At 31.0% G+C, this 26,833-nt stretch carries 29 protein-coding genes; 18 read left to right on the top strand and 11 right to left on the bottom strand.

The annotated features are described in order from the left end of the window. Window positions 1-40 precede the first annotated feature (40 nt). The 15 genes from AAC008_RS05290 to AAC008_RS05220 all read left to right on the top strand — a co-directional run bounded on the left by AAC008_RS05290 (window position 41) and on the right by AAC008_RS05220 (window position 13,404). Window positions 41-373: a molybdenum transporter gene (locus tag AAC008_RS05290; protein ID WP_339887870.1), complete on the top strand. Its 333-nt coding sequence runs from the start codon at window positions 41-43 to the stop codon at window positions 371-373. After that, window positions 367-1,113, top strand: a complete 747-nt coding sequence (locus AAC008_RS05285) for a sulfite exporter TauE/SafE family protein (RefSeq protein ID WP_339887868.1) — start codon at window positions 367-369, stop codon at window positions 1,111-1,113. Before AAC008_RS05290 ends, AAC008_RS05285 begins: the two co-directional genes overlap by 7 nt. Then, entirely contained in the window at window positions 1,113-1,679 is a 567-nt protein-coding gene (locus AAC008_RS05280; protein ID WP_339887867.1) for a molybdenum cofactor guanylyltransferase, read from the top strand. Before AAC008_RS05285 ends, AAC008_RS05280 begins: the two co-directional genes overlap by 1 nt. Beyond that, window positions 1,676-1,918, top strand: a complete 243-nt coding sequence (locus tag AAC008_RS05275) for a MoaD/ThiS family protein (RefSeq protein WP_339887865.1) — start codon at window positions 1,676-1,678, stop codon at window positions 1,916-1,918. The genes AAC008_RS05280 and AAC008_RS05275 overlap by 4 nt, the downstream gene beginning before the upstream one ends. Before the next feature lie 6 nt (window positions 1,919-1,924). After that, window positions 1,925-2,992, top strand: a complete 1,068-nt coding sequence (locus AAC008_RS05270) for a HesA/MoeB/ThiF family protein (protein WP_339887864.1) — start codon at window positions 1,925-1,927, stop codon at window positions 2,990-2,992. Between the two features lie 10 nt (window positions 2,993-3,002). Then, on the top strand, window positions 3,003-3,449 hold the full coding sequence (locus AAC008_RS05265) for a molybdenum cofactor biosynthesis protein MoaE (RefSeq protein ID WP_339887863.1): 447 nt from the start codon (window positions 3,003-3,005) through the stop codon (window positions 3,447-3,449). A gap of 2 nt (window positions 3,450-3,451) precedes the next feature. Next, entirely contained in the window at window positions 3,452-4,366 is a 915-nt protein-coding gene (gene moaCB, locus AAC008_RS05260; RefSeq protein ID WP_339887861.1) for a bifunctional molybdenum cofactor biosynthesis protein MoaC/MoaB, read from the top strand. Between the two features lies 1 nt (window position 4,367). Next, window positions 4,368-5,363 (top strand): GTP 3',8-cyclase MoaA, encoded by a 996-nt coding sequence (gene moaA, locus AAC008_RS05255; RefSeq protein ID WP_339887859.1) that lies wholly within the window; start codon window positions 4,368-4,370, stop codon window positions 5,361-5,363. A gap of 85 nt (window positions 5,364-5,448) precedes the next feature. Next, a complete protein-coding gene (locus AAC008_RS05250) occupies window positions 5,449-6,924 on the top strand; it encodes an MFS transporter (protein WP_339887858.1) in 1,476 nt (491 codons plus the stop codon). Between the two features lie 41 nt (window positions 6,925-6,965). Continuing rightward, a complete protein-coding gene (locus AAC008_RS05245; protein WP_339887857.1) occupies window positions 6,966-8,594 on the top strand; it encodes a hypothetical protein in 1,629 nt (542 codons plus the stop codon). Window positions 8,595-8,687: 93 nt separating this feature from the next. Beyond that, a complete protein-coding gene (locus AAC008_RS05240; RefSeq protein WP_339887856.1) occupies window positions 8,688-9,737 on the top strand; it encodes an MFS transporter in 1,050 nt (349 codons plus the stop codon). Window positions 9,738-9,821: 84 nt separating this feature from the next. Continuing rightward, entirely contained in the window at window positions 9,822-12,038 is a 2,217-nt protein-coding gene (locus tag AAC008_RS05235; RefSeq protein ID WP_339887854.1) for a molybdopterin oxidoreductase family protein, read from the top strand. Window positions 12,039-12,056: 18 nt separating this feature from the next. Then, window positions 12,057-12,626, top strand: a complete 570-nt coding sequence (locus AAC008_RS05230) for a 4Fe-4S dicluster domain-containing protein (RefSeq protein ID WP_339887853.1) — start codon at window positions 12,057-12,059, stop codon at window positions 12,624-12,626. Between the two features lie 10 nt (window positions 12,627-12,636). Then, window positions 12,637-13,143, top strand: a complete 507-nt coding sequence (locus AAC008_RS05225; RefSeq protein ID WP_339887851.1) for a Rieske (2Fe-2S) protein — start codon at window positions 12,637-12,639, stop codon at window positions 13,141-13,143. 15 nt (window positions 13,144-13,158) lie between these two features. Beyond that, window positions 13,159-13,404 carry a DUF6755 family protein gene (locus AAC008_RS05220; protein WP_339887849.1) on the top strand — a complete coding sequence of 82 codons (246 nt, stop codon included), beginning with the start codon at window positions 13,159-13,161 and terminating at the stop codon, window positions 13,402-13,404. A gap of 32 nt (window positions 13,405-13,436) precedes the next feature. On the opposite strand, the gene AAC008_RS05215 is transcribed toward AAC008_RS05220, so the two are convergent. From AAC008_RS05215 to ric, 4 genes are read right to left on the bottom strand one after another with little or no spacing between them, the layout of a single operon-like run. Then, window positions 13,437-14,114: an anaerobic ribonucleoside-triphosphate reductase activating protein gene (locus AAC008_RS05215; protein WP_339887847.1), complete on the bottom strand. Its 678-nt coding sequence runs from the start codon at window positions 14,112-14,114 to the stop codon at window positions 13,437-13,439. Further along, window positions 14,108-14,272 (bottom strand): anaerobic ribonucleoside-triphosphate reductase, encoded by a 165-nt coding sequence (gene nrdD / locus AAC008_RS05210; protein WP_339887845.1) that lies wholly within the window; start codon window positions 14,270-14,272, stop codon window positions 14,108-14,110. Before nrdD ends, AAC008_RS05215 begins: the two co-directional genes overlap by 7 nt. Next, on the bottom strand, window positions 14,256-16,370 hold the full coding sequence (locus tag AAC008_RS05205) for a ribonucleoside triphosphate reductase (protein WP_339887844.1): 2,115 nt from the start codon (window positions 16,368-16,370) through the stop codon (window positions 14,256-14,258). The genes nrdD and AAC008_RS05205 overlap by 17 nt, the downstream gene beginning before the upstream one ends. A gap of 27 nt (window positions 16,371-16,397) precedes the next feature. After that, window positions 16,398-17,123 (bottom strand): iron-sulfur cluster repair di-iron protein, encoded by a 726-nt coding sequence (gene ric / locus AAC008_RS05200; RefSeq protein ID WP_339887842.1) that lies wholly within the window; start codon window positions 17,121-17,123, stop codon window positions 16,398-16,400. A 139-nt stretch (window positions 17,124-17,262) separates the two neighbouring features. Here ric and AAC008_RS05195 point away from each other — a divergent pair, with 139 nt between their 5' ends. The 3 genes from AAC008_RS05195 to nadB are packed head-to-tail and all read left to right on the top strand — an operon-like array spanning window position 17,263 to window position 20,686. Next, complete coding sequence (locus tag AAC008_RS05195; RefSeq protein WP_339887840.1) at window positions 17,263-18,225, top strand: PAS domain-containing protein; 963 nt, start codon at window positions 17,263-17,265, stop codon at window positions 18,223-18,225. An 11-nt stretch (window positions 18,226-18,236) separates the two neighbouring features. Further along, window positions 18,237-19,163 (top strand): quinolinate synthase NadA, encoded by a 927-nt coding sequence (nadA, locus tag AAC008_RS05190; protein WP_339887838.1) that lies wholly within the window; start codon window positions 18,237-18,239, stop codon window positions 19,161-19,163. Window positions 19,164-19,165: 2 nt separating this feature from the next. Next, window positions 19,166-20,686, top strand: coding sequence for an L-aspartate oxidase (gene nadB / locus AAC008_RS05185; RefSeq protein ID WP_339887837.1), 1,521 nt, complete (start codon window positions 19,166-19,168; stop codon window positions 20,684-20,686). Here nadB and AAC008_RS05180 read toward each other — a convergent pair. The 7 genes from AAC008_RS05180 to nosZ form a co-directional block, all read right to left on the bottom strand. Then, the gene (locus tag AAC008_RS05180) at window positions 20,683-21,054 is read right to left on the bottom strand and encodes a group III truncated hemoglobin (RefSeq protein WP_339887836.1); all 372 of its coding nucleotides are present in this window, start codon (window positions 21,052-21,054) and stop codon (window positions 20,683-20,685) included. The genes nadB and AAC008_RS05180 overlap by 4 nt on opposite strands. 17 nt (window positions 21,055-21,071) lie before the next feature. Continuing rightward, window positions 21,072-21,839, bottom strand: a complete 768-nt coding sequence (locus AAC008_RS05175; RefSeq protein WP_339887835.1) for an ABC transporter permease subunit — start codon at window positions 21,837-21,839, stop codon at window positions 21,072-21,074. After that, window positions 21,832-22,548, bottom strand: coding sequence for an ABC transporter ATP-binding protein (locus AAC008_RS05170; protein WP_339887834.1), 717 nt, complete (start codon window positions 22,546-22,548; stop codon window positions 21,832-21,834). Before AAC008_RS05170 ends, AAC008_RS05175 begins: the two co-directional genes overlap by 8 nt. Beyond that, window positions 22,545-23,774, bottom strand: coding sequence for a nitrous oxide reductase family maturation protein NosD (locus tag AAC008_RS05165; RefSeq protein ID WP_339887833.1), 1,230 nt, complete (start codon window positions 23,772-23,774; stop codon window positions 22,545-22,547). Before AAC008_RS05165 ends, AAC008_RS05170 begins: the two co-directional genes overlap by 4 nt. A gap of 6 nt (window positions 23,775-23,780) precedes the next feature. Further along, window positions 23,781-24,197 (bottom strand): nitrous oxide reductase accessory protein NosL, encoded by a 417-nt coding sequence (locus tag AAC008_RS05160; RefSeq protein WP_339887832.1) that lies wholly within the window; start codon window positions 24,195-24,197, stop codon window positions 23,781-23,783. Then, window positions 24,197-24,781, bottom strand: coding sequence for a hypothetical protein (locus tag AAC008_RS05155; RefSeq protein ID WP_339887831.1), 585 nt, complete (start codon window positions 24,779-24,781; stop codon window positions 24,197-24,199). The genes AAC008_RS05160 and AAC008_RS05155 overlap by 1 nt, the downstream gene beginning before the upstream one ends. A 66-nt stretch (window positions 24,782-24,847) precedes the next feature. Further along, a complete protein-coding gene (nosZ, locus tag AAC008_RS05150; RefSeq protein WP_339887830.1) occupies window positions 24,848-26,830 on the bottom strand; it encodes a Sec-dependent nitrous-oxide reductase in 1,983 nt (660 codons plus the stop codon). Window positions 26,831-26,833: the final 3 nt, after the last annotated feature.

The following is a 26,833-nucleotide window of genomic DNA, read 5'->3' as shown; positions in this document are numbered from 1 at the left end:
TTTCGTTATATTTGTAAAAGTATAACGAAATAAGAATGTCTTGAAGATAAAAAGTAAAATTTGGATAGAATCAAATAACGGAATTCTTTTAAGTGAAGGTCGTGTGCAATTACTTAAAATGATTGATGAAACAGGTTCATTAAATAAAGCATCAAAAGCTTTAAACATTTCGTATCAAAAAGCTTGGCGTTTAATTGATGAAGTAAGTAAAACTACAATGCAACCCATTATAGAAACCAAAATTGGTGGTGCAAAAGGTGGTGGAACTTTACTAACACCTTATGGAAAATCCTTAATTATTATTTTCGAAACCATAAATAAAGATTGCTGGATTTTTTTGGACGAACAACTAAAAAAGCACGCTTTATGTTAGTATCTGAAATATTAAACTCACCATTATTACTTTTGTTATTAGCAATAGTAGCCTTTTTATATGCTAGTGTCGGACACGGAGGAGCTAGTGGTTACTTGGCTTTAATGAGCTTGTTTGCATTGCCAATATCATTCATGAAACCAACGGCTTTAATTTTGAATATTTTAGTTTCAGGGATTTCATTTTACTTTTATTACAGAGAGAAAAACTTTAAATGGAACTTATTTTATCCGTTTGCTATTACATCTATACCATTTTCTTTTTTAGGTGGATTTTTAACTGTTGATTCTAAAATTTATAAAATTATATTAGGAACTTTATTGATGTTTGCAGTTTTTAGATTACTTGGGTTTTTAGGAAAAGAAAAGACTGATTTAAAAGAAATAAACATAAAATATGCGCTAATTATTGGAGCAATAATTGGTTTTTTATCGGGTTTAATTGGTATTGGTGGTGGAATTGTTTTGAGTCCTGTGTTACTATTATTAGGTTGGGCAAACATGAAGCAAACTGCGACAGTTTCTGCATTATTCATATTTGTAAACTCAATTTCTGGTATTTTCGGTTTTCTATCAAAAGGTGGTGAAATTCCAACTTCTTCTACTCTACTTATCGGAATAGTTTTCGTTGGTGGATTATTGGGAGCGTATTATGGAAGTAAAAAATTCAACAACATTGTATTGAGAAATGTCTTGGCATTTGTTTTAGGAATAGCAATTATTAAACTCTACACTATTTAATGAAAAACATTTCAGCATACATAATCGCAGGTGGAAAAAGTTCCAGAATGGGTTCTGACAAAGGTATGTTGCCTTTAAACGAAAATGTTTTCATAGAACATATTATAAAAGGATTACAAAAAGCTGCTGTTCAAAATATAACTATTGTTTCAGCCAATTCAGATTATGATTTTTTGAACTGTAATCGAATTGAAGATATATATCCTGATAAAGGTCCAGTTGGTGGAATTTTTACAGCTTTGTCACATTCAAAAACAGAACAAAACATTGTTTTAAGTGTAGATATTCCTTTAATTTCAGCTGAAATAATTACTTGGTTGATTGCTAATATTGATCATAAAAAACTAATTACACAAGTTAAAGTATTTGATAAAACAAGTCCGTTAATTGCGGTTTATAATAGAAATGCAGTAAAAACTTTTGAAGAATATCTAAAAAAAGATCAACTAAGGTTAAAAATGGTTGTCGAAGCAATTCCGAATCAAACTATTGAAGTTCCTGAAAAATGGCATTCTTTATTGCAAAACATCAACACAAAAGAAGACTATCAAAACTTAATAAAATGACGATAACACTAAAATATTTTGGCTTATTAGCTGATATCACAAACACAAATGAAGAATTGTTTAGTCTTGAAAAATCAGATTATACAACAACCGATTTGATGCAACAATTGCATGAAAAATATACAGGTTTACAAAATGTTTCTTTTGTAATTGCTGTGAATAAATCAATTACATCAACAGAAATGAATTTAAACAATAACGATACAATAGCTTTATTACCTCCTTTTGCAGGTGGTTAAAAAATAATGATGGAAAATTCAAAACGATATTCACGACAAATGGCTCTTCCAGAAATTGGAAATCTTGGTCAGCAAAAATTACTAAACGCAAATGTGTTGGTAATTGGCGCTGGTGGTTTAGGTTGTCCTGTTGTACAAATGTTGGCAGCTTCTGGTGTTGGAACACTTGGAATTGTTGATGGTGATGTTGTGGACGAAACGAATTTACACCGTCAATTACTTTATACAACTGATGATTGTGGAAAAAATAAAGTGGATGTAGCAGCTAATGCAATTCAAAAAACAAATTCAGATGTAAAGGTAAATATTTATCCAGAATTTATTTCCGAAAGTAACATTGCAACTATTGTAAAAGATTATGAAATACTAGTAGATTGCACCGATACTATTGCTACACGTTATCTTATTAACGACATAAGTGTTCAATTAGGTAAACCAATGATTTATGCTTCTATCCATAAATTTGAAGGCCAAATAAGTGTTTTTAATTACCAAAACGGACCAACATATCGTTGTTTGTTTCCTGAGAAAAATTCGCATGAAGTTCCAAATTGTGTAACTACAGGAGTTTTAGGTGTTTTACCTAATACTTTAGGAATGCTTCAAGCAACTGAAGTTATGAAAATCATACTTGGAATTGGAGAAGTTCTGTCAGGAAAACTTCTTATTTACAATGCATTAAACATGTCATTTAATGAATTAGAATTTAGTAGAAATGAAGAACAAATTAATATTGGAACTAAAAACGGAAAGCAATTAGTAAATTCGAAAATGCAAAATCATGAAGTTAGCAAAGAGTCTTTTTTAGGTTTTTGTTCGAATGAAAACTACACCATTATCGATTTACGTGAAGTTCATGAGATACCAAAATTAAACCATAAAAACATCATCAATATTTCGTTTTTAGAAATAGAAAAGCATCTTAATAAATTTAATAAAGACCAACCTATTATTCTTTTTTGCCAAAGTGGAATTCGCAGTAAAAAAGCATTAGACTTATTTTTAGAAAACGGATTTACAAACATTACACATTTACAAAAAGGAATTCAAAACGTACAATTAGAAGTTATTTAAAAAGTAAAAAATGGAAACATCAAAACCTATAAAAAAATCATTTGTTCAAGGACCAATTTCAGCAGAATTCATTGGCAACTCTATTGCTAAACACCAAACTAAAACATCTATTGGTGCACATAATATTTTTTTAGGTCAAGTTCGTGCCGATGAAATAGATGGAAAAACAGTTGCAGCAATTGACTATTCGGCTTATGAAGAATTGGCTGAACAAAATTTTCATGACATTCGTGAAGCTGCTTTTGAAAAGTACGATCTAACTTGTTTGCATATTTACCATAGTTTAGGAAATGTAAAAGCAGGTGAAATTTGTTTATTTGTATTTGTTTCGGCTCCAAGAAGAAAAGTAGTATATGAAGCACTGAATTATTTAGTAGAAGAAATTAAAGAAAAAGTAGCCATTTTTGGTAAAGAACTATTTGAAGACGAAACCTATACTTGGAAAAAAAATAACTAATCATGGTAGATATTACTCATAAAATTATTACACAAAGAACGGCAACGGCTCAAGCAATTGTAAAAGTTGGAAGTAAAGCAACTATAGAAGCAATCAAAAACAAAACCGTTCCTAAAGGAGATGTTTTAGAAGTGGCAAGAACTGCAGGATTATTTGCTGTGAAAAATACTTCAAACGCTATTCCAGATTGTCATCCGTTACCAATTGAATACACAGCAATTGCTTATGATATTCAAGAAATGGAAATTCATATTGAAATCACAGTCAAAACCATTTACAGAACAGGAGTTGAAGTTGAAGCTATGCATGGAGCAAGTATTGTTGCTTTAACTATGTACGACATGCTGAAACCTATTGATAAAAATGTAGAAATTTCAACAGTTAAATTACTACATAAAAAAGGAGGAAAATCTGATTTTAACGATGCTAAAAGTTTAAATTTAGATGTTGCAGTAATTGTATGTTCTGATAGCGTTTCAAAAGGAAGTAAACAAGATAGTGCTGGAAAAGCAATCACTTCAAAATTGAATACTTTAGGTTTAGATGTTTCAAATTATATTATCATCCCTGATGAAATTACAGATATTCAAAAAACAATAAACACATTAAAAGAAAGTAAAACTGACTTAGTTATTTTAACTGGTGGAACAGGTTTATCTAATAGAGATGTTACACCTGAAGCCTTAATTCCTCTATTAGATAGAAGAATTCCGGGTATTGAAGAAGCAATTCGTTCGTACGGACAAGATAGAACTCCTTATGCAATGTTATCTCGAAGTGTTGTTGGATTTATTGGATCTACTTTAGTAATTGCTTTACCAGGTTCTACAAATGGAGCAAGCGAATCGATGGACGCTATTTTTCCATCTGTTTTACATTTATTTAAAATAATTAATGGTTTTAACCACGGAAAATAATATGTTGAAAATAGAAGATTTACACGGTCGAGTGCACGATTATTTACGAATTTCAATTACTGAAAATTGTAACCTTCGCTGCACCTATTGTATGCCTGCCGAAGGAATAAATTTGACTCCAAAAGCACATATAATGACGGCTGATGAAATTGAAACTATTGCCAAAACTTTTGTGTCGCTTGGAGTAAAAAAAATACGTTTAACAGGTGGAGAACCATTAGTTAGAAAAGATGCTCGCGATATTATTGAACGTCTTGGAAAATTAAACATCGATTTAAATATCACTACAAACGGACTTTTAGTTCATGAATATATAGATACTTTTAAAGAAGCAGGTATTACTTCCTTAAATATAAGTTTAGACACTTTACAAAAGGATAAATACAAACAAATTACCAGACGTGATCATTATGATGCTCTTTGGAAAAACATCGAATTACTTTTAGAAAATAACTTTATTATAAAACTAAATGTTGTTTTAATAAAAGGTTTTAATGATTCCGAAATTATTGATTTTATTAATCTTACCAAAACCTTAAATATTCAAATTCGTTTTATAGAATTTATGCCTTTTAATGGAAATCAATGGGATAAATCTAAATTAGTAACCTATGCTGAAATTCTAGAAAAAGTAGATGCTAATTTTGATGATAATACAATTCTTAGGGTTGAAGACAAAGCAAATGATACTGCCAGAAATCACAAAATAGAAACTTTTAAAGGAAGCTTTTCAGTTATAAGTTCTGTTTCAAATCCGTTTTGCAGTACGTGTAATAGAATTCGTTTAACTGCCGATGGAAAATTAAAAAACTGTCTATTTTCCAATACCGAAAATTCATTATTAGAAACTTTACGAAAAGGAGAATGTATACTTCCTGTAATTGAGGAAAATATTAAGTCAAAATTTCCAGTTAGAGGCGGAATGGAAAATGATTCTGAATTTCAAAACCCTAAACTGTTTTCTAAAAATAGAAGCATGATTAAAATAGGCGGATAAGAAGTTTTTTATTGTTTACTGATAATTATCATGATTATACCTACCTTTTAACTTTAATTTTACGGCAAATTAATTATTTAAGGGTATGAGTAATTTAACACAATCGCACAAAATATTATTTATAAATACTTTAGCGTTTACAATATGTTTTGCATGTTGGACACTAAATGGTGTTTTGGTAACGTATTTAATAGACAAAGGAATTTTTAATTGGACTGTTATAGAAGCAGGTTGGTTAATGGGAATTCCTATTTTATCTGGAGCTTTAACAAGATTACCTATTGGTATTTTAACCGATAAATATGGTGGTAAAAAAGTATTTACATGGTTATTGTTTTTATGCGCTATTCCATTATTTTTAATTCCGCTAGCTAATTCATTTTGGGGATTTGCTATTTTAAGTCTATTATTTGGAGTTGTTGGTGCTAGTTTTGCCGTAGGTATTGGATATACTTCTGTTTGGTATCCAAAAGAATGGCAAGGTAGAGCTTTAGGTATTTTTGGAATGGGAAATGCAGGTGCTGCACTAACTACTTTCTTAGCCCCTTCTCTATTAAATTATTTTTCAGAAAATGATCCAATTAATGGTTGGAAACTTTTACCAATTACTTACGGTATTGTACTTGTAGTTATCGGATTCTTATTTGTTTTATTAACAAAAGAGAAAATTGTTGAAGGAGAAACTAAAAATATAAAAATACTTTTACAACCTTTAAAATCAATGAGGGTTTGGAGATTTGGAATGTATTATTTCTTAGTTTTTGGGTGTTTCGTAGCCTATTCTCAATGGTTATTACCAAATTTTATGAATGTATACCACACAACTTTAGTTATGGGAGGTGTATTTGCAACATTATTTAGTTTACCATCTGGTATTATTAGAGCGTTTGGAGGTTATTTATCTGATAAGTTTGGAGCAAGAAAAGTTATGTATTGGGTTTTAGGAACTTCAATGGTTATTAGTTTTTTATTAATGTTTCCTAAAATGGAAATTTTCACTGCTGGACCTGGAGTTTTAGCAGGAAATAGTGGTATTGTTACAAATGTTTCTTCTGAAAAATTAATGGTAAATGATAAAGAATATGTTATTGCAACAAAAACGGAAAAACAATTAACAGAAAAACCAATTTTCCCAGTGAAATCTTCTTGGCAAGAAGTAATTGTTGCAGAAAATCAAACGGTTAAAAAGAAAGAATTATTAGCAAAAGGTGTTACACATATTCAATTTGAAGCAAATATGTGGGTTTACTTAGTTTTGGTAGTACTAATTGGAGCTTGTTGGGGAATTGGAAAGGCTGCAGTTTACAAACATATTCCAGAATATTTCCCAAATGAAATCGGTGTTGTAGGAGGAATGGTGGGACTTATAGGTGGACTAGGTGGGTTTTTCGGACCAATTGTTTTTGGTTACTTATTAACTTCTACAGGGTTCTGGACAAGTTCTTGGTTCTTTATTTTTACGATATCAACTATTTGTTTAATTTGGATGCATAAAACAATTATTAAAGCAATTCGTAAAAACAATCCAGAGTTTACAACACAAATCGAACAAAAACAATAGTATAATTAACTATCTAATTAGTTAAAATTTAAAAAAAAATTATGTCAGTAAATATTAAAGATTGGAACGTAGACGATGAAGGCTTTTGGAAGTCTAAAGGAAAAAAGATTGCAGATAAAAATCTATGGACTTCTATTCCAGCATTATTACTAGCCTTCTCTATATGGATCATGTGGGGAGTACTAATTAAGTACATGAAAGAGTTTGGTTTCAATTTCGGAATGACTGATGGACTTGTAGCTGGATCTATTGAATATATAGCTGCATTAAAAGAAGTAAATAACCTTTATTATACTTTACCAGCAATTGCAGGTTTAGCAGGTGCAACATTACGATTACCAAACTCGTTTTTAATTTCATTAGGTGGTGGTAGAAATGTAGTTTTTATAACTACCGCACTATTACTTATACCAGCAATTGGAACAGGAATAGCATTGTCTGATGTAAATTCACCTTATATGTTTTTTGCAGGAATGGCTTTATTATCTGGACTTGGTGGAGGAAATTTCTCATCTTCAATGAGTAACATCTCATTTTTCTTTCCTAAAAAAGCACAAGGATATGCATTGGGAATGAATGCAGGACTTGGTAACCTAGGTGTTGCAGTTATGCAAAAAACAATTCCTTTTATAGTAACATTCTCTTTATTTGGAGGTACTGCTGGTGCAATTGCTACAGCAAAAGGTGCTCCTTTTGAAGGTATGCAAAATGCTGCATGGGTTTGGGTTCCACTAATTGTATTAGCTTCTTTAGCTGCATTTTTTGGAATGAACAATGTTTCAACAGCAACTCCAAGTATGCCAGACACAGCAAAAGGAGTTTCAAAAACATTATACATGATAATGTTAGGTTTAATATCTGCAGGAATTGGTGCTTTCTTACTAGTTGGAATTCCTTGGGAGTCTTTTGGAATGAAAGACTCTTCAATGTGGATTGTACTACCAACAGTAATAGTTCTTACCGTTTTATTAATGAAATATGGAACACCTGCTGATATAAAAGAAAATCTAAATAAGCAATTTTCAATCCTTGGCGATAAGCATAATTGGATTATGACAATTATTTATACCATGACTTTTGGTTCATTTATTGGATTTTCAATGGTATTCCCAAAATTAGCTCAAGATATATTTGTGTACACTAACCCATTAGATCCTGAATGGGCAAACCCTAACGCTCCTAACATTATGCTTTGGGCATTCTTAGGACCAATGTTTGGTGCTTTGGTTAGACCAATAGGAGGAATCCTTTCTGATAAAGCAAATAGTGGTGCTAAAATTACAATGTGGAGTACAATTTTTCAAATTATAGCTGCATTAACTGTTGCTTATTATGTTGTGCAAGCAAGAGGTTCTGAAACTCCAGAATTATATTGGTGGCCATTTTTCGGAGCCTTTATGGTTTTATTCTTAACAACTGGTATTGGAAACGGATCGACTTTTAGAAGTATTCCTTATATTTTTAGTAAAGAGAAAGCAGGTCCTGTATTAGGATGGACTGCTGCAATTGCTGCTTATGGAGCATTTATTATTCCTAATGTATTTGGACAACAAGTAACAGCAGGAACTCCAGAGTATGCATTATATGGTTTTGCAGTTTATTATTTAATTTGCTTAATTCTTAACTGGTGGTATTATCAAGGTCCAAAAAGAGAAGTGGATAACCCATAAGTAAATTAATTTTTATTATATTTAAACGATGGTAAAATTCATCTTCTCTTTTGAAGGTGAATTTTATCTCAATTTACAAATTACAATATACAGATGAGAAACAAAACATTTAACACAAAAGCATTACTCATAGCTACACTTTTATCTATAGTTATGATTTCATTGGTGTTTTTCGGATCTAGAAATCTACAAAACTTTGATGCCGCTTTAATTACTTATTTATTTGGGACAATATTTGCTTTTTTTGGTATTGTTTATCGCTATTCTGTTTGGTTACAAAGACCACCAACATGGGTTTATTTTAAAAGAGGAATTAGTTATTTAGTTACAGGAAAGGTGTTTTCTCACCTTTGGTTTGTTTCTAAAGAATCAATAGAAAACATTGCTTTCCAAAAATTTATTTATCCAAGAGGAAAATACCGTTGGGTAGCACATTTTATGATTGCTATTGGTTGTACCTCAGCATTTTTGATTACAATCCCATTGACTTTTGGATGGATTCATTTTACTTTAGCACCTGGTGGAATTGATATTTATGAAGCGCATTTCTTTGGTTTTCACATGATGTCATTTAAATTAGGTTCTGTTATAGCATTTTTAACTTTCCATGCCTTAAACTGGTCTTCATGGTTGGTAATTTTAGGGTCACTTTATTATTTAAGAAGACGACTAACAAATCCTGGTCTAATAGCAACTCAAACTTTTGAAGGAGATTTACTTCCTTTAATTTTATTAATTGCTATTTCGGTTACTGGTCTAGGTTTGACCTATTCTTATCAATTTATGAAAGGTTTTGCCTTTGACTTTCTTGCCGTTACACACGCAGTAACCGTAATTATGTTTCTAATTTGGATTCCGTTTGGGAAATTTTTTCATATTATTCAAAGACCAGCTCAAATTGGTGCACATATATATAAGAAAGAAGGAATGAAGCAAGGAATGGCAATTTGTGAACATACTGGTAAAGAATTTACGACTAACCTTCATGTAAATGACTTAAAAATTGTTACTAAAGAATTAGGTTTCAATTTTGACAGAGAAGATGGAAGTTCTCATTTAGATTTAAGTCCAGAAGGAAAAAGATCTCGCTTAGCACAAGCACATTTAAAAGCAAGATTAGAAGGTGGAAAATTATTCGGATAATTAAATAAGTAATCAGCGTTCATTTTTTAGTGCTGAGTCATAATTATAGCATTTAGAAAAAACAAGAACAGAAAATATTAAAACATGGCAAAATTACCTGTTTCAGCAGAAAAAATTATAGAGCAATTTGGACCTCATTTAAATTATACTCCTAAAGATGGATATGAAGGAAGAGATGAACCAGATAAAGTGGTTGAAACGCATTGTTGCTTTTGTGGTATGCAATGTGGAATAAAATTATTGGTAAAAACCAATAAAGTTGTAGGTTTCGAACCTTGGATGGAGTTCCCTTTTAATGAAGGTCGTCTTTGTCCAAAAGGAGTTCAACGTTACTTACAAAACAATCATCCTGACAGATTATTAGGTCCAATAAAACGTGTAGAAGGAAAAGGTTTTGAACCTACTTCTTGGGACGAAGCAATGGATAAAACGGTTTCAGAGATAAATCGTATTCAAGAAAAATATGGAAAAGATGCTTTTTCTGTTCTATCCGGAGTTTCTTTAACCAACGAAAAAAGTTACCTAATGGGTAAATTTGCTAGAGTTGCCCTTAAAACAAAAAACTTAGACTACAATGGTCGTTTATGTATGGTAAGTGCTGGTGCTGGTAACAAAAAAGCATTTGGTTTAGATAGAGCCTCCAATACATATTCAGATTTAGAATATGCTGAAGTAATTATTGTGGCTGGAGCAAATATTAGTGAAACCTTCCCAACATTAACTCATTGGATTTGGAAAGCAAGAGATAGAGGAGCAAAAATTATTGTAATTGATCCACGTGTTATTCCTTTAGCAAGAACTGCTGATGTACATTTAGATGTAAAACCAGGGACAGATTCTGCTTTATATGGTGCAATGCTAAAATATTTGGTAGATCACGATATGTTAGACCATGATTTTATCGACAATTACACATCAGGATTTGATATGACTATCGATGCTGTTAAAGATTATACTTTAGAATGGGCTGAAGAAGTAACAGGAATTAAAAAAGAAAAAATTAAAGAAGCTGCGGAACTTTGGGGTAAAGCCAAAACAAGTTTCTTATTGCACGCAAGAGGAATCGAACACCATTCAAAAGGAGTTGATAATGTTTTAGGTTGTATTAATTTAGTTTTAGCAACCGGAAGAATTGGAAGACCATATTGCGGTTACGGAACTATTACTGGTCAAGGAAACGGTCAAGGTGGTAGAGAACACGGACACAAATGTGACCAATTACCTGGAAACAGGGATATTGAAAACCCAGAACATAGAAAATACATTTCTGAGGTTTGGGGAATAGATGAAAAAGACATGCCTGGTAAAGGTTTAACGGCTTATGAAATTATTGAAGCCATTCATAGAGGAGAAATAAAAGGTTTATTATCTATCTGTTTCAATCCGTTGGTATCGTTACCAAACAGTAATTATGTTAGAGAAGCGCTCGAAAAATTAGAATTTTATGTTTGTATTGACTTTTTCTTAAACGAAACAGCTCGTCATGCAGATATTGTTTTAGCAGGTTCTTTACAGGAAGAAGAAGAAGGAACAACTACTTCTGCTGAAGGTAGAGTTATTAGAATTCGTCAAGCAGTAACTCCTCCAGGAGATGCAAGAACAGATACTTCTATTATATTAGAATTAGCAGAAAGATTAGGCGTAAAAGATAAGTTTACATACGATGACAGTGAAGCTATTTTTAATGAATTAAGAGTTGCTTCTAAAGGTGGTACTGCAGATTATAACGGAATTACCTATAAAAGAATTGAAGACAACATGGGAATGTTTTGGCCATGTCCAACGGAAGATCATCCAGGAACTCCAAGATTATGGGAAGATAAAAAATTCAAAACTCCAGATGGAAAAGCACATTTTAATCCTGCTCCTTATAAATTACCTGGTGAAGTTACCGATGAAAATTATCCCGTAACGTTAACAACAGGTCGTGTGGTTTCTCAATATTTAAGTGGTACACAAACGCGTAGAATTGGAAAATTAGTAGATCAATACCCTGAACCATTATTAGAAATTCATCCAGAATTGGCTGCAAAATATGGCATTCAACAAAATGAATTAATTAAAGTAAGTACTCGTAGAGGTGAAGCTATATTTCCTGCAAATATTGTAGAAACAATTCGTAAAGACACTGTTTTTATTCCTTACCATTGGTCTGGATTAAAATCTGCAAATTTATTAACACCTGGAACTTTAGATCCAATTTCAAAAATTCCAGAATTTAAAGTGTCTGCTTGTAAACTAGAACCTTTAAATGAACAAGCAAAACCGTCAAGTGAAACTAAAGCATACGCTAGTATATAATCTATAAAAAATTAAAATATGAATTATACCAATTTTAATAAGAATGAAGAGTTTTTTGTAGATATGCAACGTTGTATTGGCTGTAAAGCTTGTGAAATGGCTTGTGCTGAATGTGAAACAAATGGACAAGAATCATTGATTCATGTAAATTATGTGGAACGTGCAGAAACTATTCAAACAACAGTTCAAGTTTGTATGCATTGTGATGATCCTGTTTGTGCAAGTGTTTGTCCAGCTGACGCAATCTCTAAAGATGAATTCGGAATTGTGCATACAGCAAATACAGAAAGATGTATTGGTTGTTCTAACTGTGTAATTGCTTGTCCGTTTGGCGTGCCAAAAAAAGTAGAAGAATACGACTTAATGATGAAATGCACCATGTGTTATGACCGAACAAGTGTTGGAAAAAAACCAATGTGTGCAACAGTTTGCCCAAGTGGTGCTTTGTTTTACGGTACAAGGGAAGAAATTCAAGAAATGCGACCAAACAGTTCTCCTGTAAACACATTTGTATTTGGAAAAGAGATTGTAAATACTAAAGTAAATATCATGATGCCAAAAGGTAGTAATGAATTAAAAATATATTAAAATAAAGCTTATGCCTGATAAAAATAATAATGAAAATTGGAAAAAAGATTTTCCTATTCATAAACAAGATGCAACACAAGTAAGTCGTCGTGATTTTGCTAAATTTTTAACATTAGTATCTGGTGGTTTAATGGTAGGAAGTGGTTTAGTAGCGGCTAAAGCATATTTATCACCAAAAGAAAAAGTAGCAGGAGAACATTTTATTTGCGACAAAGACGAAGTACCTGTTGGAGGAACTAGAGGTTTTGTTATAGAAGGAAGTACAATTCCATATATTCTTATTCATTTAGAAAATGGTGAGTTTAGAGCTTACGAACAAAAATGTACACATTTATCATGTTCTGTATTTTATGCTCCAGGTTCAGGAAAAATTGAATGTCCTTGTCATAAAGGCTTCTTTGACGCAATGACAGGAGAAGTTCTACAAGGTCCACCACCAAGAGCTTTACCAAAATTAGAAGTTTTCTTTAAAGAAACTGGTGTTTTTGTAAAATCATTCCAAGAAGCAATAAGCTAATTAAAAAGCAAGATTATGAGTAATTTTAGAACGAGTCAGAACAAAGCAAATCCTAATAAATTAAATAATATAATATCTACATTGATTTTTATATTAATACTGAATGTTACCTTACAAATATGGTTGCTCTATACAGCGTTAAACAATGCTTTAGACAATCATAGAGAAATATTGATTCCTGCTTTTATAGCTTCACTAGTACTTTTTTTAATTGGATTTAGTTGGTTATATTATTTACCAAAAGGAAATAGAAGTGCATAAAAAAATACCGAAACTAATCTTTCGGTATTTTTTTATCTAACCACTAGTGTAGGTTTTTTTAACGCATCTAATTCTTCCAGCTTTAGTGATATTGATCTTGGTAAAGGAGACAAAGTATCACTTCCATTAACGAAATTCTGAACATAGAAGTTACCTAAATATCCTTTCTCTTCAAGATAATTTTGCATTTTTGTCAAATCGTCAATTGAACATAATTCAGAATGATAAGTAGTTCTGACTTCAAAAGATAATTTACTTTTTAATAATACTTGAAGTGATTTTTCGAAAGATTCATATAAATTAGATTGAGTGATGTTTTCAAATTTAGAAGGCAATGCTTTAAAATCTAACGCTACATAATCTATTGCATTTTCTTCAATTAATTGCTTTAAAAGTTCAGGTTTTGAGCCATTCGTATCCACTTTTACCAAAAACCCTAGAGCTTTTGCTTGTTTGATATTTTCTGCAATATTTTTATGAATCGTACATTCACCACCGCTAAAAACGACAGCGTCAAGCAGACCTATTCGTTTGTTTAAAAATTCTAAAATAGTATCAAAACTAATAGTTCCTTTTCCTAAAACAATTTCTGGATTATAACAATACAAACACTTCATATTGCAACCTGCATACCAAAGTATACAAGCTGCTTTATGAGGATAATCTAAAAGCGTAAAAGGTGTAAAAGATGATATAGGTTTTGTTAACACACGTTTTCTTTAAAGTGAACACGTTGTTTGTGTTCTCCTTTCTTACCAATATTAAAACTTTCAACAGGTCTGTGATAACCCATTACTCTTGTATAAACCAAGCATTTAGTTCTTAATTCTTGATGTTGTTCTAGTACTTCGTTAGTTTGTGTTTTCATGAGATTTAGTTTTATGGTTTTCTATTAAATTTTCGTCACATTTTGGACAATATTCGTGTTCGCCATTCAAGTAACCGTGAACTGGACAAACACTAAAAACAGGTGTAACTGTTATATAAGGCAATCTAAAATTGGAAAGCACCGTTTTTACAAAGTTTTTACAAGCTTCAGGAGAACTAATTCTTTCATTCATGTATAAATGTAAAACTGTTCCACCAGTGTATTTGCATTGTAATTCATCTTGTAACATTAAAGCTTCAAATGGATCTTGTGTAAAATCTACTGGAATTTGAGAACTGTTTGTATAATAAATATTTTCGTCCATTCCTGCTTGAAGAATAGCTGGATAACGTTTTAAATCTTCTTTGGCAAAACGATAAGTTGTTCCTTCAGCTGGTGTAGCTTCTAGATTATATAAATTTCCAGTTTCTTCTTGATATTCTTTCATTTTATTTCTAATATAATCCAGAATTTCAATCGAGAATTCGTGTCCAAAAGCAGTTGTCATATCTTCTTTATCGTTGGTATAATTGCGAATCATTTCGTTCATTCCGTTTACACCAATGGTAGAGAAATGGTTTCTAAAATGAGGTAAATATCGTTTGGTATATGGAAACAATCCTCTATCATACATTTCTTGAATAAAGACTCTTTTTTTCTCTAAAGTAGATTTTGCATTGGTTAGTAATTTGTCTAATTGTTCGTATAATCCTTCTTTATTATTAGCATACAAATAGCCTAAACGAGCCATATTAATCGTTACAACACCAATACTTCCAGTCATTTCTGCACTACCAAAAAGTCCGTTTCCTCGTTTTAATAATTCACGTAAATCGAGTTGCAAACGACAGCACATACTTCTTACAGCGTTTGGCTTATAAGCTTCTTCATTTTCAACTTTGTTGCCGTTTTCATCTAAAATATATTGACTTCCAATAAAATTTTGAAAATAAGATGAACCAATTTTTGCTGTGTTTTCGAAAAGTAAATCGGTATTTTCTCCATCCCAATCAAAATCTTCAGTAATATTTACGGTCGGAATTGGAAACGTAAACGGTTGCCCATTTGTATCACCTTCAGTCATAACAGTATAATAAGCTTTGTTGATTAGATTCATTTCTTTTTGAAAATGTTCGTAGCGCATTTCTTCTAAATCAGAAACGCCTCTACTTTTTGCTCTTTCAAGCATTTTTTCATTTTCTATTCCTCTAAATAAATGAATATCGTTTTTGGTAGGAACTTGAATTTTTAAATCATCAGGAACAACCCAATCTAAAGTAATGTTCGTAAATGGTGATTGTCCCCAACGTGCAGGAACATTCAAGTTGTAAACAAAACTTCGAACGGCTTTTAAAACATCATCAAAAGCTAAATCATCTTTAAAAACATAAGGAGCTAGATAAGTATCAAACGAACTGAAAGCTTGTGCTCCTGCCCATTCGCTTTGCAATATTCCAAGAAAATTTGCCATCTGTCCCAAAGCCTCTCTAAAATGCGAAGGTGGCTTGCTTTCTACTCGTCCTCTTACACCATTAAATCCCTCATTAAGTAACACACGTAAACTCCAACCTGCACAATAACCGGTTAAACAATCTAAATCGTGAATATGCAGATCGCCATTTCTATGTGCATAACCTTCTTCTTTGGAATAAATTTTATCTAACCAATAATTCGCAATAATTTTACCCGCAACATTGTTAACCAATCCAGCATTTGAATAAGATGTATTGGCATTGGCATTAATTCGCCAATCGGTTTGTAAGATATATTCTTCTATGGTTTGTGTGCTATCCACATAGGTTGTATCATCGTTTAAACCTTCAATATGTTCGCGTTGCAACTTTCTTGTATGTCTAAATAACATGAAAGAACGCATCACTGAAAAATAATCTTTTTCAAAGAGTGTTTTTTCTATGATATCTTGAATTTCTTCAACAGACCATACGTTTTTTTGTTCCAAAAAGTCTAAAACAATTGTGAAAACACTATCATCGAATGGAACTGTTACACTTTTAAAACTTTTTTCAATAGCATCTTTGATTTTATAACTTTCAAAAGGTTTGTAAGCTCCATTTCTTTTAATTACGTAAATCTCCATAGTTGTTTTGTTGTTAGTAGTTGTTGATTATTCTGTAAATCGATTTTGCATTTCGATAGCTTTTGGAAATAAAATATTATTTTCTAAATGAATGTGTTTATGCAAATCTTGTTCAAATTCTTGTAACATAGCAAACGTTACTTTATAAGTGTTACAAGCATCAGTTGGTGGTGTATAATTGTTAGTTAATGCTGCAATTTTAACAAAACGATCTCCTTCATTTTCGTGTTCGTGTTTCATCATGGCAATTGGATTTTCTACTGTGCCAAAATGAGGTTCTTCAATAGCTTGTCCAGTTCTAAGGGCATTTTCCATTTTTTTGATGAATGGAAATAAAATATATTCTTCTTTCTGCATATGTTGCGCTAATTCTTCTGAGCAGCCATCAAATAATTCTTTTATTGCAAATAATTCAGGATGATTGTGTCCATGAACTTTACATAATTTATCTAAAAATGCGACTAAAACAGTTGATTTTTCTTCTACATAGCGATGATGTGTTTTTTCGATATAATCAATTAACAGATCACTTGGCCATGATTTAAAATCAATTGCTCCATCAGATTTTGTTTCTAAAAGTTGCGTAATTTCATTTTCGATTTGAGCAAAATCCATTCCTTTCTTTTCACAAGCTTCTTCGATAGTTCTATTTCCTTTACAACAAAAATCGATTCCATATTTTGAAAAAACTGCTGCTGTTCTGAAATCTTTGGCTACATATTCACCTATAGTTGATTGTTCTAAAACGTTCATATAATTATAATTTATAATATTATTTCTACAATAGTATAAATTATTTGAGTCTTTTGTTATGACCTAAATCATAGATAAAAAGATTTATTGATGGTTATTTTGTAGTCAAAATAAAATCACATAAAAAACATATTATATAATGGTTGATTCTGCTTATACAACACTAGAAAAAGGGCACCCAATTGGCATTTATTTGGAAGAAAAAAATGTTATTCATAATTTAATAAACGAATTAATAGAAACTGATCCTGAAATAGAATATCAAAAATTCTATAATATATTTAATAATTTATCCACTATTGAAAAAAGATTTGTTCGAAAAGAAAATCAATTTTTTCCTTATTTAGAAAAACACAATTGGAATGGTCCTTCTAAAGGAATGTGGTCGTTTCATGATACACTTCGAGAACAAATTAGACTACTTAGAGCAGATTTAGAAAATAAAAACATTGAGAAAGTAAAAAATAATCTGGAATATCTTTTAGAAGGAATCTATAGATTATTAAATGTTGAAGAAACTGTATTATTTCCGAATGCATTAGAATTATTAGAAGAAAAAGATTGGATTGAAATGCGAAAAGGTGAAGACGAAATTGGTTGGATGTTAGCCACAAAGCCATCAAATTACCCTGAAAATCAATACATTCATCCTTCTGAAGATTTTACGCAACGGAATATGGATTTCACTTCTTCTGATGCATCACATTATGATGAAGGTTTTATGACTGTTGAACAAGTAAATTTACTATTTAGAACCTTGCCTTTAGACCTTACGTATGTAGATGAAAACGATAAGGTAATTTTTTATAATCGTGGTGAAGAACGTGTTTTTCCAAGAAGTGCTGGAATTATTGGTAGAGAAGTAAAATTTTGTCATCCACCAAAAAGTGTTGACACTGTTTTAAAAATTTTAGAAGAATTTAAAAAAGGAGCTAAAAACGAAGCTTCCTTTTGGATAAACTATAAAGAACGATTGATATACATTAGATATTTTGCCGTGAGAGATAATGATAAAAATTATAAAGGTGTTATAGAAATGTCACAAGATATTACTGATATTAAAAAAATTGAAGGAGAACAACGACTATTAAATTGGAATTAAAAATTAGTATAATGAAAGATTTAAAAGAAAAAATTCTACAACTAAAAAAAGAAAAAAACGCAGTTATATTGGCGCATTATTATCAAGAAGAAGCTATTCAAGAAATTGCTGATTATGTTGGTGATAGTTTGGGATTATCACAAGTTGCAGCAAAAGCTGATGCGGATATTATTTTATTTGCTGGAGTTCATTTTATGGCAGAAACGGCAAAAATCTTAAATCCAACTAAAAAAGTAATTTTACCTGATTTAAAGGCTGGATGCTCTTTAGCTGACTCTTGTCCTCCTGATTTATTTAAGAAATTTAAAGAACATCATCCTAATCATATTGTAATAACTTATGTGAATTGTTCTGCTGAAATAAAAGCACTTTCTGATATTGTTTGTACCTCATCAAACGCATTAAAAATTGTAAATTCTGTACCCTTAGAAACTCCTATTATTTTTGCACCCGATAAAAATTTGGGCAAATATATTATCGAGCAAACAGGTAGAGATATGGTTCTTTGGGATGGCTCATGTATTGTTCACGAAGCTTTTTCATTGGAAAAATTGATTGATTTATATAAAAAAAATCCAGATGCTGAAATTATTGCACATCCAGAATCTGAAACTCATATTTTAAAAACAGCAACATATATTGGTTCTACAGCTGGAATGATTAATTATGTAAAAGAATCAAATTCTAACAAGTTTATTGTAGCCACTGAAGCCGGTATTTTATACAAAATGCAACAAAAAGTTCCTGAAAAAACTTTAATTCCAGCTCCTTCTCACGAAGATAATACTTGTGCGTGTAGCGAATGTGCATTCATGAAAATGAATACATTACAAAAAGTATATCATTGTTTATTAAATGAAACTCCCGAAATTATTGTTCCAATAGAAATTCAAGAAAAAGCATTGGTTCCTATTGAGAGAATGCTTCAATTATCTTAAAAATGAAACAAACTGACTATTTAATTTTTGGATCTGGTGTTGCCGGATTGACTTTTGCTATAAAAATTGCGATGCATTTTCCAGATAAAAATGTTACCATTATAACCAAATCTAACGCAGACGAATCCAATACAAAATACGCTCAAGGAGGAATTGCTGTTGTGTTGAATCAGATTGAAGACAATTTTCAAAAACACATAAACGATACTTTAATTTGTGGTGATGGTTTATGCAAAAAAGATGTCGTAGAAATGGTCGTTAAAGAAGGTCCGAAATGTGTACAAGAATTAATAGATTGGGGAACACAGTTTGACAAAAATGAAACAGGAAGTTATGATTTAGGTAAAGAAGGTGGTCATTCCTATCATAGAGTTATTCATCACAAAGATCAAACGGGTTTTGAAATTGAAAGAGCTATTTTAAAACAAGCTCATTTACAAAAAAACATTACAATTCTAGATTTTCATTTTGGTTTAGAATTACTTATTGAAAATAATAAGTGTTTTGGATCAACAGTTCTAAATGAAAAAACTAATGAAATTATTACTTTTTTGGCGAATCAAACCTTATTAGCAACAGGTGGAATTGGTCAAATTTACGGTCACACTACAAACCCTGAAGTAGCAACTGGTGACGGAATTGCAATGGCTAATAGAGCAAACGCAAATATAAAAGACGTGGAATTTATTCAATTTCACCCAACTGCTTTGTATAATGCTGATTTAAAATCTACTTTTTTAATTTCTGAAGCTGTTAGAGGTTTTGGTGCTATTTTGAGAGATAAAAACGGAAAACGTTTTATGTTTGATTATGATGCAAGAGGCGAATTGGCCTCAAGAGATATTGTGTCACAAAGTATTGAAAAAGAGCTTAAAATTTCTGGAGAAGACTCTGTTTTTTTAGATTGCACTCATTTAGAAATAAATGCTTTTAAAAAACATTTTCCGATGATTTATGAAAGATGTAAGGATTTGAATATTTTTATTGAAACCGATTGGATTCCCGTAATTCCGGCCCAACATTATTTGTGTGGTGGCATTGAAGTTGACACTAACGGAAAAACTTCAGTTGAAAACTTGTTTGCTTGTGGCGAATGTTCTTATACTGGATTGCATGGAGCAAATCGCTTGGCATCAAATTCATTATTAGAAGCTTTGGTTTATTCGGATAGAATTTTTAACTATTTAAAAACAAATTCAAATTTTTTACCTGGAAAAAAATCCTTTGGAAGTGAAATAATTCAGCAAGAAAATAATTTTGACAAGAATAAAAAAATGTCAAAAATTAGAACAAAACTTCAAAATTTAATGCAAAAAAACGTTGGAATTGTTAGAAACAACAACGATTTGAATAGAACTTTAAGAGAGTTAATAATTTTACAAAATGACATAAAACTATTAGAAAGCAAAAATCATATTTCTAAAGAACTTTATGAACTTAAAAATATGATTGATGTTTCGATACTAATTGTAAATCAATCATTACAAAGAACACTAAATTGTGGAAGTTTTTATAAAGTTTAGTTAATTGCTTTATCCAACATTGCTTTTGAAATATTCATAGCACGATTCTTAATTTCTTCAGCTTTTTCTCCTTTAAACAAACTATCAACAGTTTCTTTAAACAAAGTATTCCAACGGTTGAAATGCGTAAAATCCATTTGTACTTTTTTGTTTAAATCTTTGTGAGTCATCATTGGATTTCCATCAAAATTACCTGTACTAAAAAGTATATTTTCCCAAAAATCATACATTCTAGGTAAGTGATTTTCCCAATTTGTGTGAGCAATATCAGTAAAAATAAAACCAAGTGTGCCGTCAACTTTTACTTTTTTATAAAAGACATCAACTAATTTAATGATGTCTTCTCTATCTTGAATATCTTTTTTCATAATGCAAATTTTTAAGATTACAAATCTTTGTTTTTAAATTTTCTTAATGATATAAAAAACGGAATAATTGCCCATAAACACAATAGTAAAAACGATATGATTAATCCTGTCATAGTTCCAAAAAAGTCTTTAAAAATAGCTCCTGTATATCCCATCATTGCAGAAACATCTAAGTGTAATAAAATTTGAATTCGAGCTAAATCTATTGGACTTAAAGCTGTTATACCAACCATGGCTTTTTCTATAGGATAATCTGCAAATTGAAACAATAAAAACAAAACTAATCCATCAAAAAGTAAGGCAAAAAATAACCAAATCATTATTGCTATTCCGATTCCTTTGGCTTTATCTCTTGTTACAATTGAACTCAAAAACGCCAAAGCAACAAAAACTATTGAAATAATACTACCAACGCTTATCATCATAAAACCAACAGCATTTGGACTATAAATCAATAATGGAATTCCTGCTCCAATTAAGAATGCAATTACCATTGATGAGGATAATCCAATAAATAAACTCATCCAAATTTTGACTCTTTTTATGGGTTGACTTAATAATAGCTCAATAAATTCGGCACTATTGTATAAATATATTGTTGCAAAAAGTATTGAAACTAAAGGAACTGTAAATAAAATTACGTTTAAAATGGTTAGTAATCCCTTTGATGAATTGTCTTCTAAAGCAAACGAACTCCATGATAAAACAGCTAATATTAAAGTAAAAGCTAGGACTATTTTGTTCTTTAAAATATCAGATAATATGATTTTTATAATTCTATTCATTTTTATTTTTATTTTTTAAAACACTTGCAATGGCTTTAGAAATTTTAGTTTCATTAGTTTCTTCTAAAAGAGTCGCTACTTTTTTATGAAAATGAACTTCACCTTCTTGCATGAAAATAATTTCGGTAATTAAATCATCTAATTCACTTAATAAATGCGAAGTAATTAGAATTAATTTCCCTTTTTCTTTTTCCTTGATGATTTTTTCTTTTAAGATTTCTGACGCTAAAGGATCTAATCCTGCAGTAGGCTCATCTAAAATTAATACATCTGGATTAAATAAAAAGGCTAACGTAGCACTCACTTTTTGTGTAGTTCCACCAGAAAGCGTTCGCATTTGTTTGTCGAACATTTTTTCAAGTTCAAAGGCTTTTATCAAATCTTCATCTAAAACTTCTGTCGAATTTCTAATGGTTTTAATCATTTCAATTACTTGTCCAATTGTCATTGTATCCGGATAACGACCAATCTGTGGCATATATCCAATATTTTGACGGTACAAATATTCGTTTTTAATTGATTTTTCGTTAAAGGTAATTGTACCTTTATCGGGCAAAACCATTCCTAAAACAGATTTTATTAAAGTGGTTTTTCCACAACCATTTGGACCAATTAGTGCAATACATTCTCCTTTTTTACAAGAAAGATTAACATTTTTTAATACTTCTAATTTTCCAAATTTTTTGTTTACCTCGCTTACTTCAATCATAATGGTAATGGCTTCATTAATGGTTTATTATCTATAAAATTATCGGGTGTTATACTCGGTAAAACTTTTTCAGATTTATCTAAAAGCGTAATCATAAAACTTCTATATAACAACATTGTTGATGGATTACTTTCGACTAAAACAGCAAACAAACTTAGTGGATGATAAGGTACATCGCCAACTCCGTCTCTATTAATATCATACCCTTCATATTTATCCCAATAGTTATTGTTAAATGTATTTAAAACAAGACTTCCATTGGTACTTATATCAAAAGTATTTTTTAAAAAATTATTATTTACAATTTCATTATCCATACAATTAGCCTGAATTTTCATTCCCCAACCGTTTGAAATGAATTGATTTTTTTCGATTTTGTTACGACTACCTCCTTCTACATATATAGCAGATGTGTTCGAAATAAATTTGTTATTAAAAATATAACTGTCTGAAATATCTTTTAAAAGTAATCCATAAGCAGAATCTCCCCAGTTTTCCTCAAAAGTATTATTGAACATTTTAACATCTTTTGAGTACATAACCGCTACTCCTGCTCCATTATTCCTAAAGACATTTGTGATATAGGTATCACTGTGAGAAAACATAAAATGCAATCCATATCTAACATTATTTACGCTGATATTTCTCCATATTAAAGAATCATAAACAAACTCAAAATAAATACCATCTCTATGACCGTCAATTGTATTTGCAATTATTAAGATATCGTTTGATTTCCAACAATGTATTCCGTTTCCAAGTTGTTGTTCATCTTTTCCGTAGGCTTTTAAACGATTATTTTTTATAGTACACTTTTGGCAATTCTGAAGATAAATACCAAAAAAATTATCATCTAAAACATTATTTTGAATTATAACATACTTAGAATTGTATACTTTGATTCCGCACGGATCTGTAATAGTTGCATAAGCCGATTTGATGACTTTAAAGCCCTCTACAACAACACTATCTGATTTTATCGATAAAACTTCGTGTTTTTTTTCACCATCTAAAACGGGTAAACCTTTACCTATAAAGACAATTTTTTTATCGATTATTATATTTCCTTCTTTGTACCATCCTCCATGAACCATTAATGTATCACCATCTTTTGTTAAAGCAATTCCTTCTTTTACAGACTTTATAGGATAATTTTTTCCTACGTGAATTGTAGTTGCATTCAGAGAAAATGAAAAAAGAAGTATTGTAATTAAAAAATATTTCATTTACTTTTATTTAATAATTTCGGCCCAAGAAATTGGACTTGCATTATATTTTTTAGCCATTTGTTCGGCTTCTTCATTGGTTTTAACGGCAATAATATTTCCTCTCATTGGACTGTTTATTGTTCCACCTTTAACATAGAAAGCTGTTTCTGCTGAAATTAGAGCATTATTTTGATTAAAATCGTGAATGTAAAAAGATTGAATCTTTGGATTTGGATTTTCTTTCTGATAATTTATCATACAGTGCATATCATCAAATTTATAAATTCTTCCTTTGGTTGTTATTACTTCGGCACCAAATTTTCCGTCTGAGATTTTCATTTTACAAAATTCACACCCATCTGTATTTAATTTGATTGCTTCTGCTTCTTTTTTACCACATGAGATAATCAATGCAAATAAGAAGTAAGGTACTATTTTCATTATGTTGTTTTTTTATATTTGTATTCTAACCAAACGATTACTGCTAATAATAGTCCAGCAATTGTAAGCAACCAACCACCTGTGTCTGGGATTGAGTAAGCTCCAAAGTTTAATAATTGTTTAAATCCTAACAAAGGAGGTTGATAAGCCATTCCAGGAACAATAATTGCTGCATTTGGATCTAAATTGTGTCCATATTCATAGTTCCATCTGTAAAAGTCAATTCCAGAAATCGCCACAAAAAGCACAAAAGTAATTAAAAATCCAAAAACAGCTTTTCTACGATTTATAAAAATTAAAGCAAATGCAATTAAGGCAAAAGCTCCAAAAATATAAGGTAAAATTTTAAACTCAAAAAAGTTTTCTGTGTGCAATGTTGCCATTCCAATGTAATGATTCAATCCATTTATAATGTCTACATCACCACCTATTTTATTAGCATGTAATTGTAATGTTAATCCTTCTGGATATTGAGGTGCGTCAAGTTCAATTCTCCACAATGGAAGAAATAGTGAAACTATAAAAAGTAATCCTACAATTGATAACATAACTTTTGACGCTAGAGACAAGTTTATTGTTTTCATTTTAATATTTTTTAAAAAAATAAGGGAGCATTTTTAAGTTGCTCCCTCTTTTTTTTGTGTTTATTATTATTTTGAAGAAGCTGGTAAATTAGTACCTAAACTGTAAGAAATTGGAACATTACTTCCTGCTGGAGATACTCTAATGTACCCAGACATTTCTTGGTGTAATGCGCTACAGAAATCTGTACAATAGAATGGTACAATTCCTACTTTATTTGCTTTCCAATATAAAGTTGCTGTTTCCCCTGGCATAATTAATAATTCTGCTGTTGGTGCTCTTCTAATTGAGAATCCGTGAGGTACATCCCAATCTTGTTCTAAGTTGGTAACATGGAAATATACTTCATCTCCTACTTTAATTCCTTCAATATTATCTGGTGCAAAGTGAGAACGTATCATCGTCATATAAACGTGTACTTTATTTCCTTCTCTAACAACTTTGGTTTCTTTTTCACCTCTAGCTACTCGTGGGTGATTATTTTTCTTAATATCGTAAATTTTTAATTGTCCGTTATTTCGAATTAAATCAGCTGGTGCAGCTTGTGCGTAGTGAGGTTCACCAATTGTAGGGAAATCCAACAATAATTGCATTTTATCTCCACTAATATCAAATAACTGAGCTGATTGCGTTAACTCTGGACCAGTTGGTAAATATCTGTCCTTAGTGATTTTATTATATACAATCATGTACTTTCCAAAAGGTTTTTTACTGTCTCCACCTGGAACACAAAGGTGACCTGGAGAATAGTAAGTTGGATGTCTATCTAACACTTTAAGTGTTTTAATATCCCACTTTACAACTTCAGATGAAACGAACATAGTTGAATATGCATTTCCTTTTCCATCAAATTCAGTATGTAAAGGTCCTAAACCTGGTTTTTGAACTTCTCCGTGTAAAACAGAGTTATATTTCAATACAGGAATACCTTCATAATCTCCTTCGAAATCTTTTTTGTCTATAGCTGCTAACATTTTAGTGTAACTAAATACAGGAATTAAAGCTGCTAATTTTCCAGAACCTACAATGTACTCTCCAGTTGGATCAACATCACATCCGTGAGGTGATTTTGGACAAGGCATTAAATAAATAACATCTTTCATTGCTTCTGCATCCAATACTAAAACTTCTTCTTTAATAACTGATTTTCCAGTATGAGTTTCATCGTCCCAAGTATTATGTGCATATTTTGCTTTTTCCATTTTACCTTTTCCAGCTTTGATATACTCTTCTGCTTTTTTCCAGTTTACTGCCATGATAAAATCTTTATCATTTTGAGAAGCATTTACTTCTAAAAGCGTGTTAGCTTGTTCCGAATTGTAACAAGTAAAGAAGAACCAACCGTGTGATTTTCCTTTTCCTGCGTGTGAAAGGTCAAAATTAACACCTGGTAAACGCAATTGGAAAGATAAATCCATTTCACCAGATTCTTTGTCAACTTTAATGAAACTGATGTGAGCCTTAAAATTTTTCTTGTAAGTATTAATTGGCACATCCCCATCTTCGTAATCACCTGGCACACCAAAACGTGTTCCTGCTACTACATATTCTGTATTTTCTGTGATAAATGGTGAAGAGTGATTACCCGCAGAATTAGGTAATTCTAAAATTTCTGCAGTTTTGAAACGTTTTAAATCTACTCTTGCAATACGAGGTGTATTATTTGCGTTTGCAAAAATCCATCTACCATCAACTTCTCCATTAGTTTGCGATAATTCTAAGTGATGTTGGTCATCCCAAGGAATAAATCCTTCTGAAGTGTTTAACATTGGTTTTGTTTCTTCACTATATCCCCATCCACTTTCTGGATCTTGAGAGAAAATAGGAATAACTTTCAACATTCTTCCACTAGGAAGTCCATAAATACTCATTTGACCACTGAAACCTCCAGAAACAAAGTTATAAAATTCATCATACTTTCCTGGCGCGACATATACACGTTGTGCGGCATCACCAACTGCGGCGTCACTTGTGTTTTTTGGTTTACATGAAACAAAATATGCTCCAATTAAAACGATAGCAAAAGTTGCTTTTAAAAATCTGTTTTTCATATA

The sequence above is a fragment of the uncultured Flavobacterium sp. genome, from assembly GCF_963975515.1.
GTDB lineage: Bacteria > Bacteroidota > Bacteroidia > Flavobacteriales > Flavobacteriaceae > Flavobacterium.
Note: the sequence above shows the minus strand (reverse complement) of the source record. Positions and strands in the feature narration are given on the sequence as shown.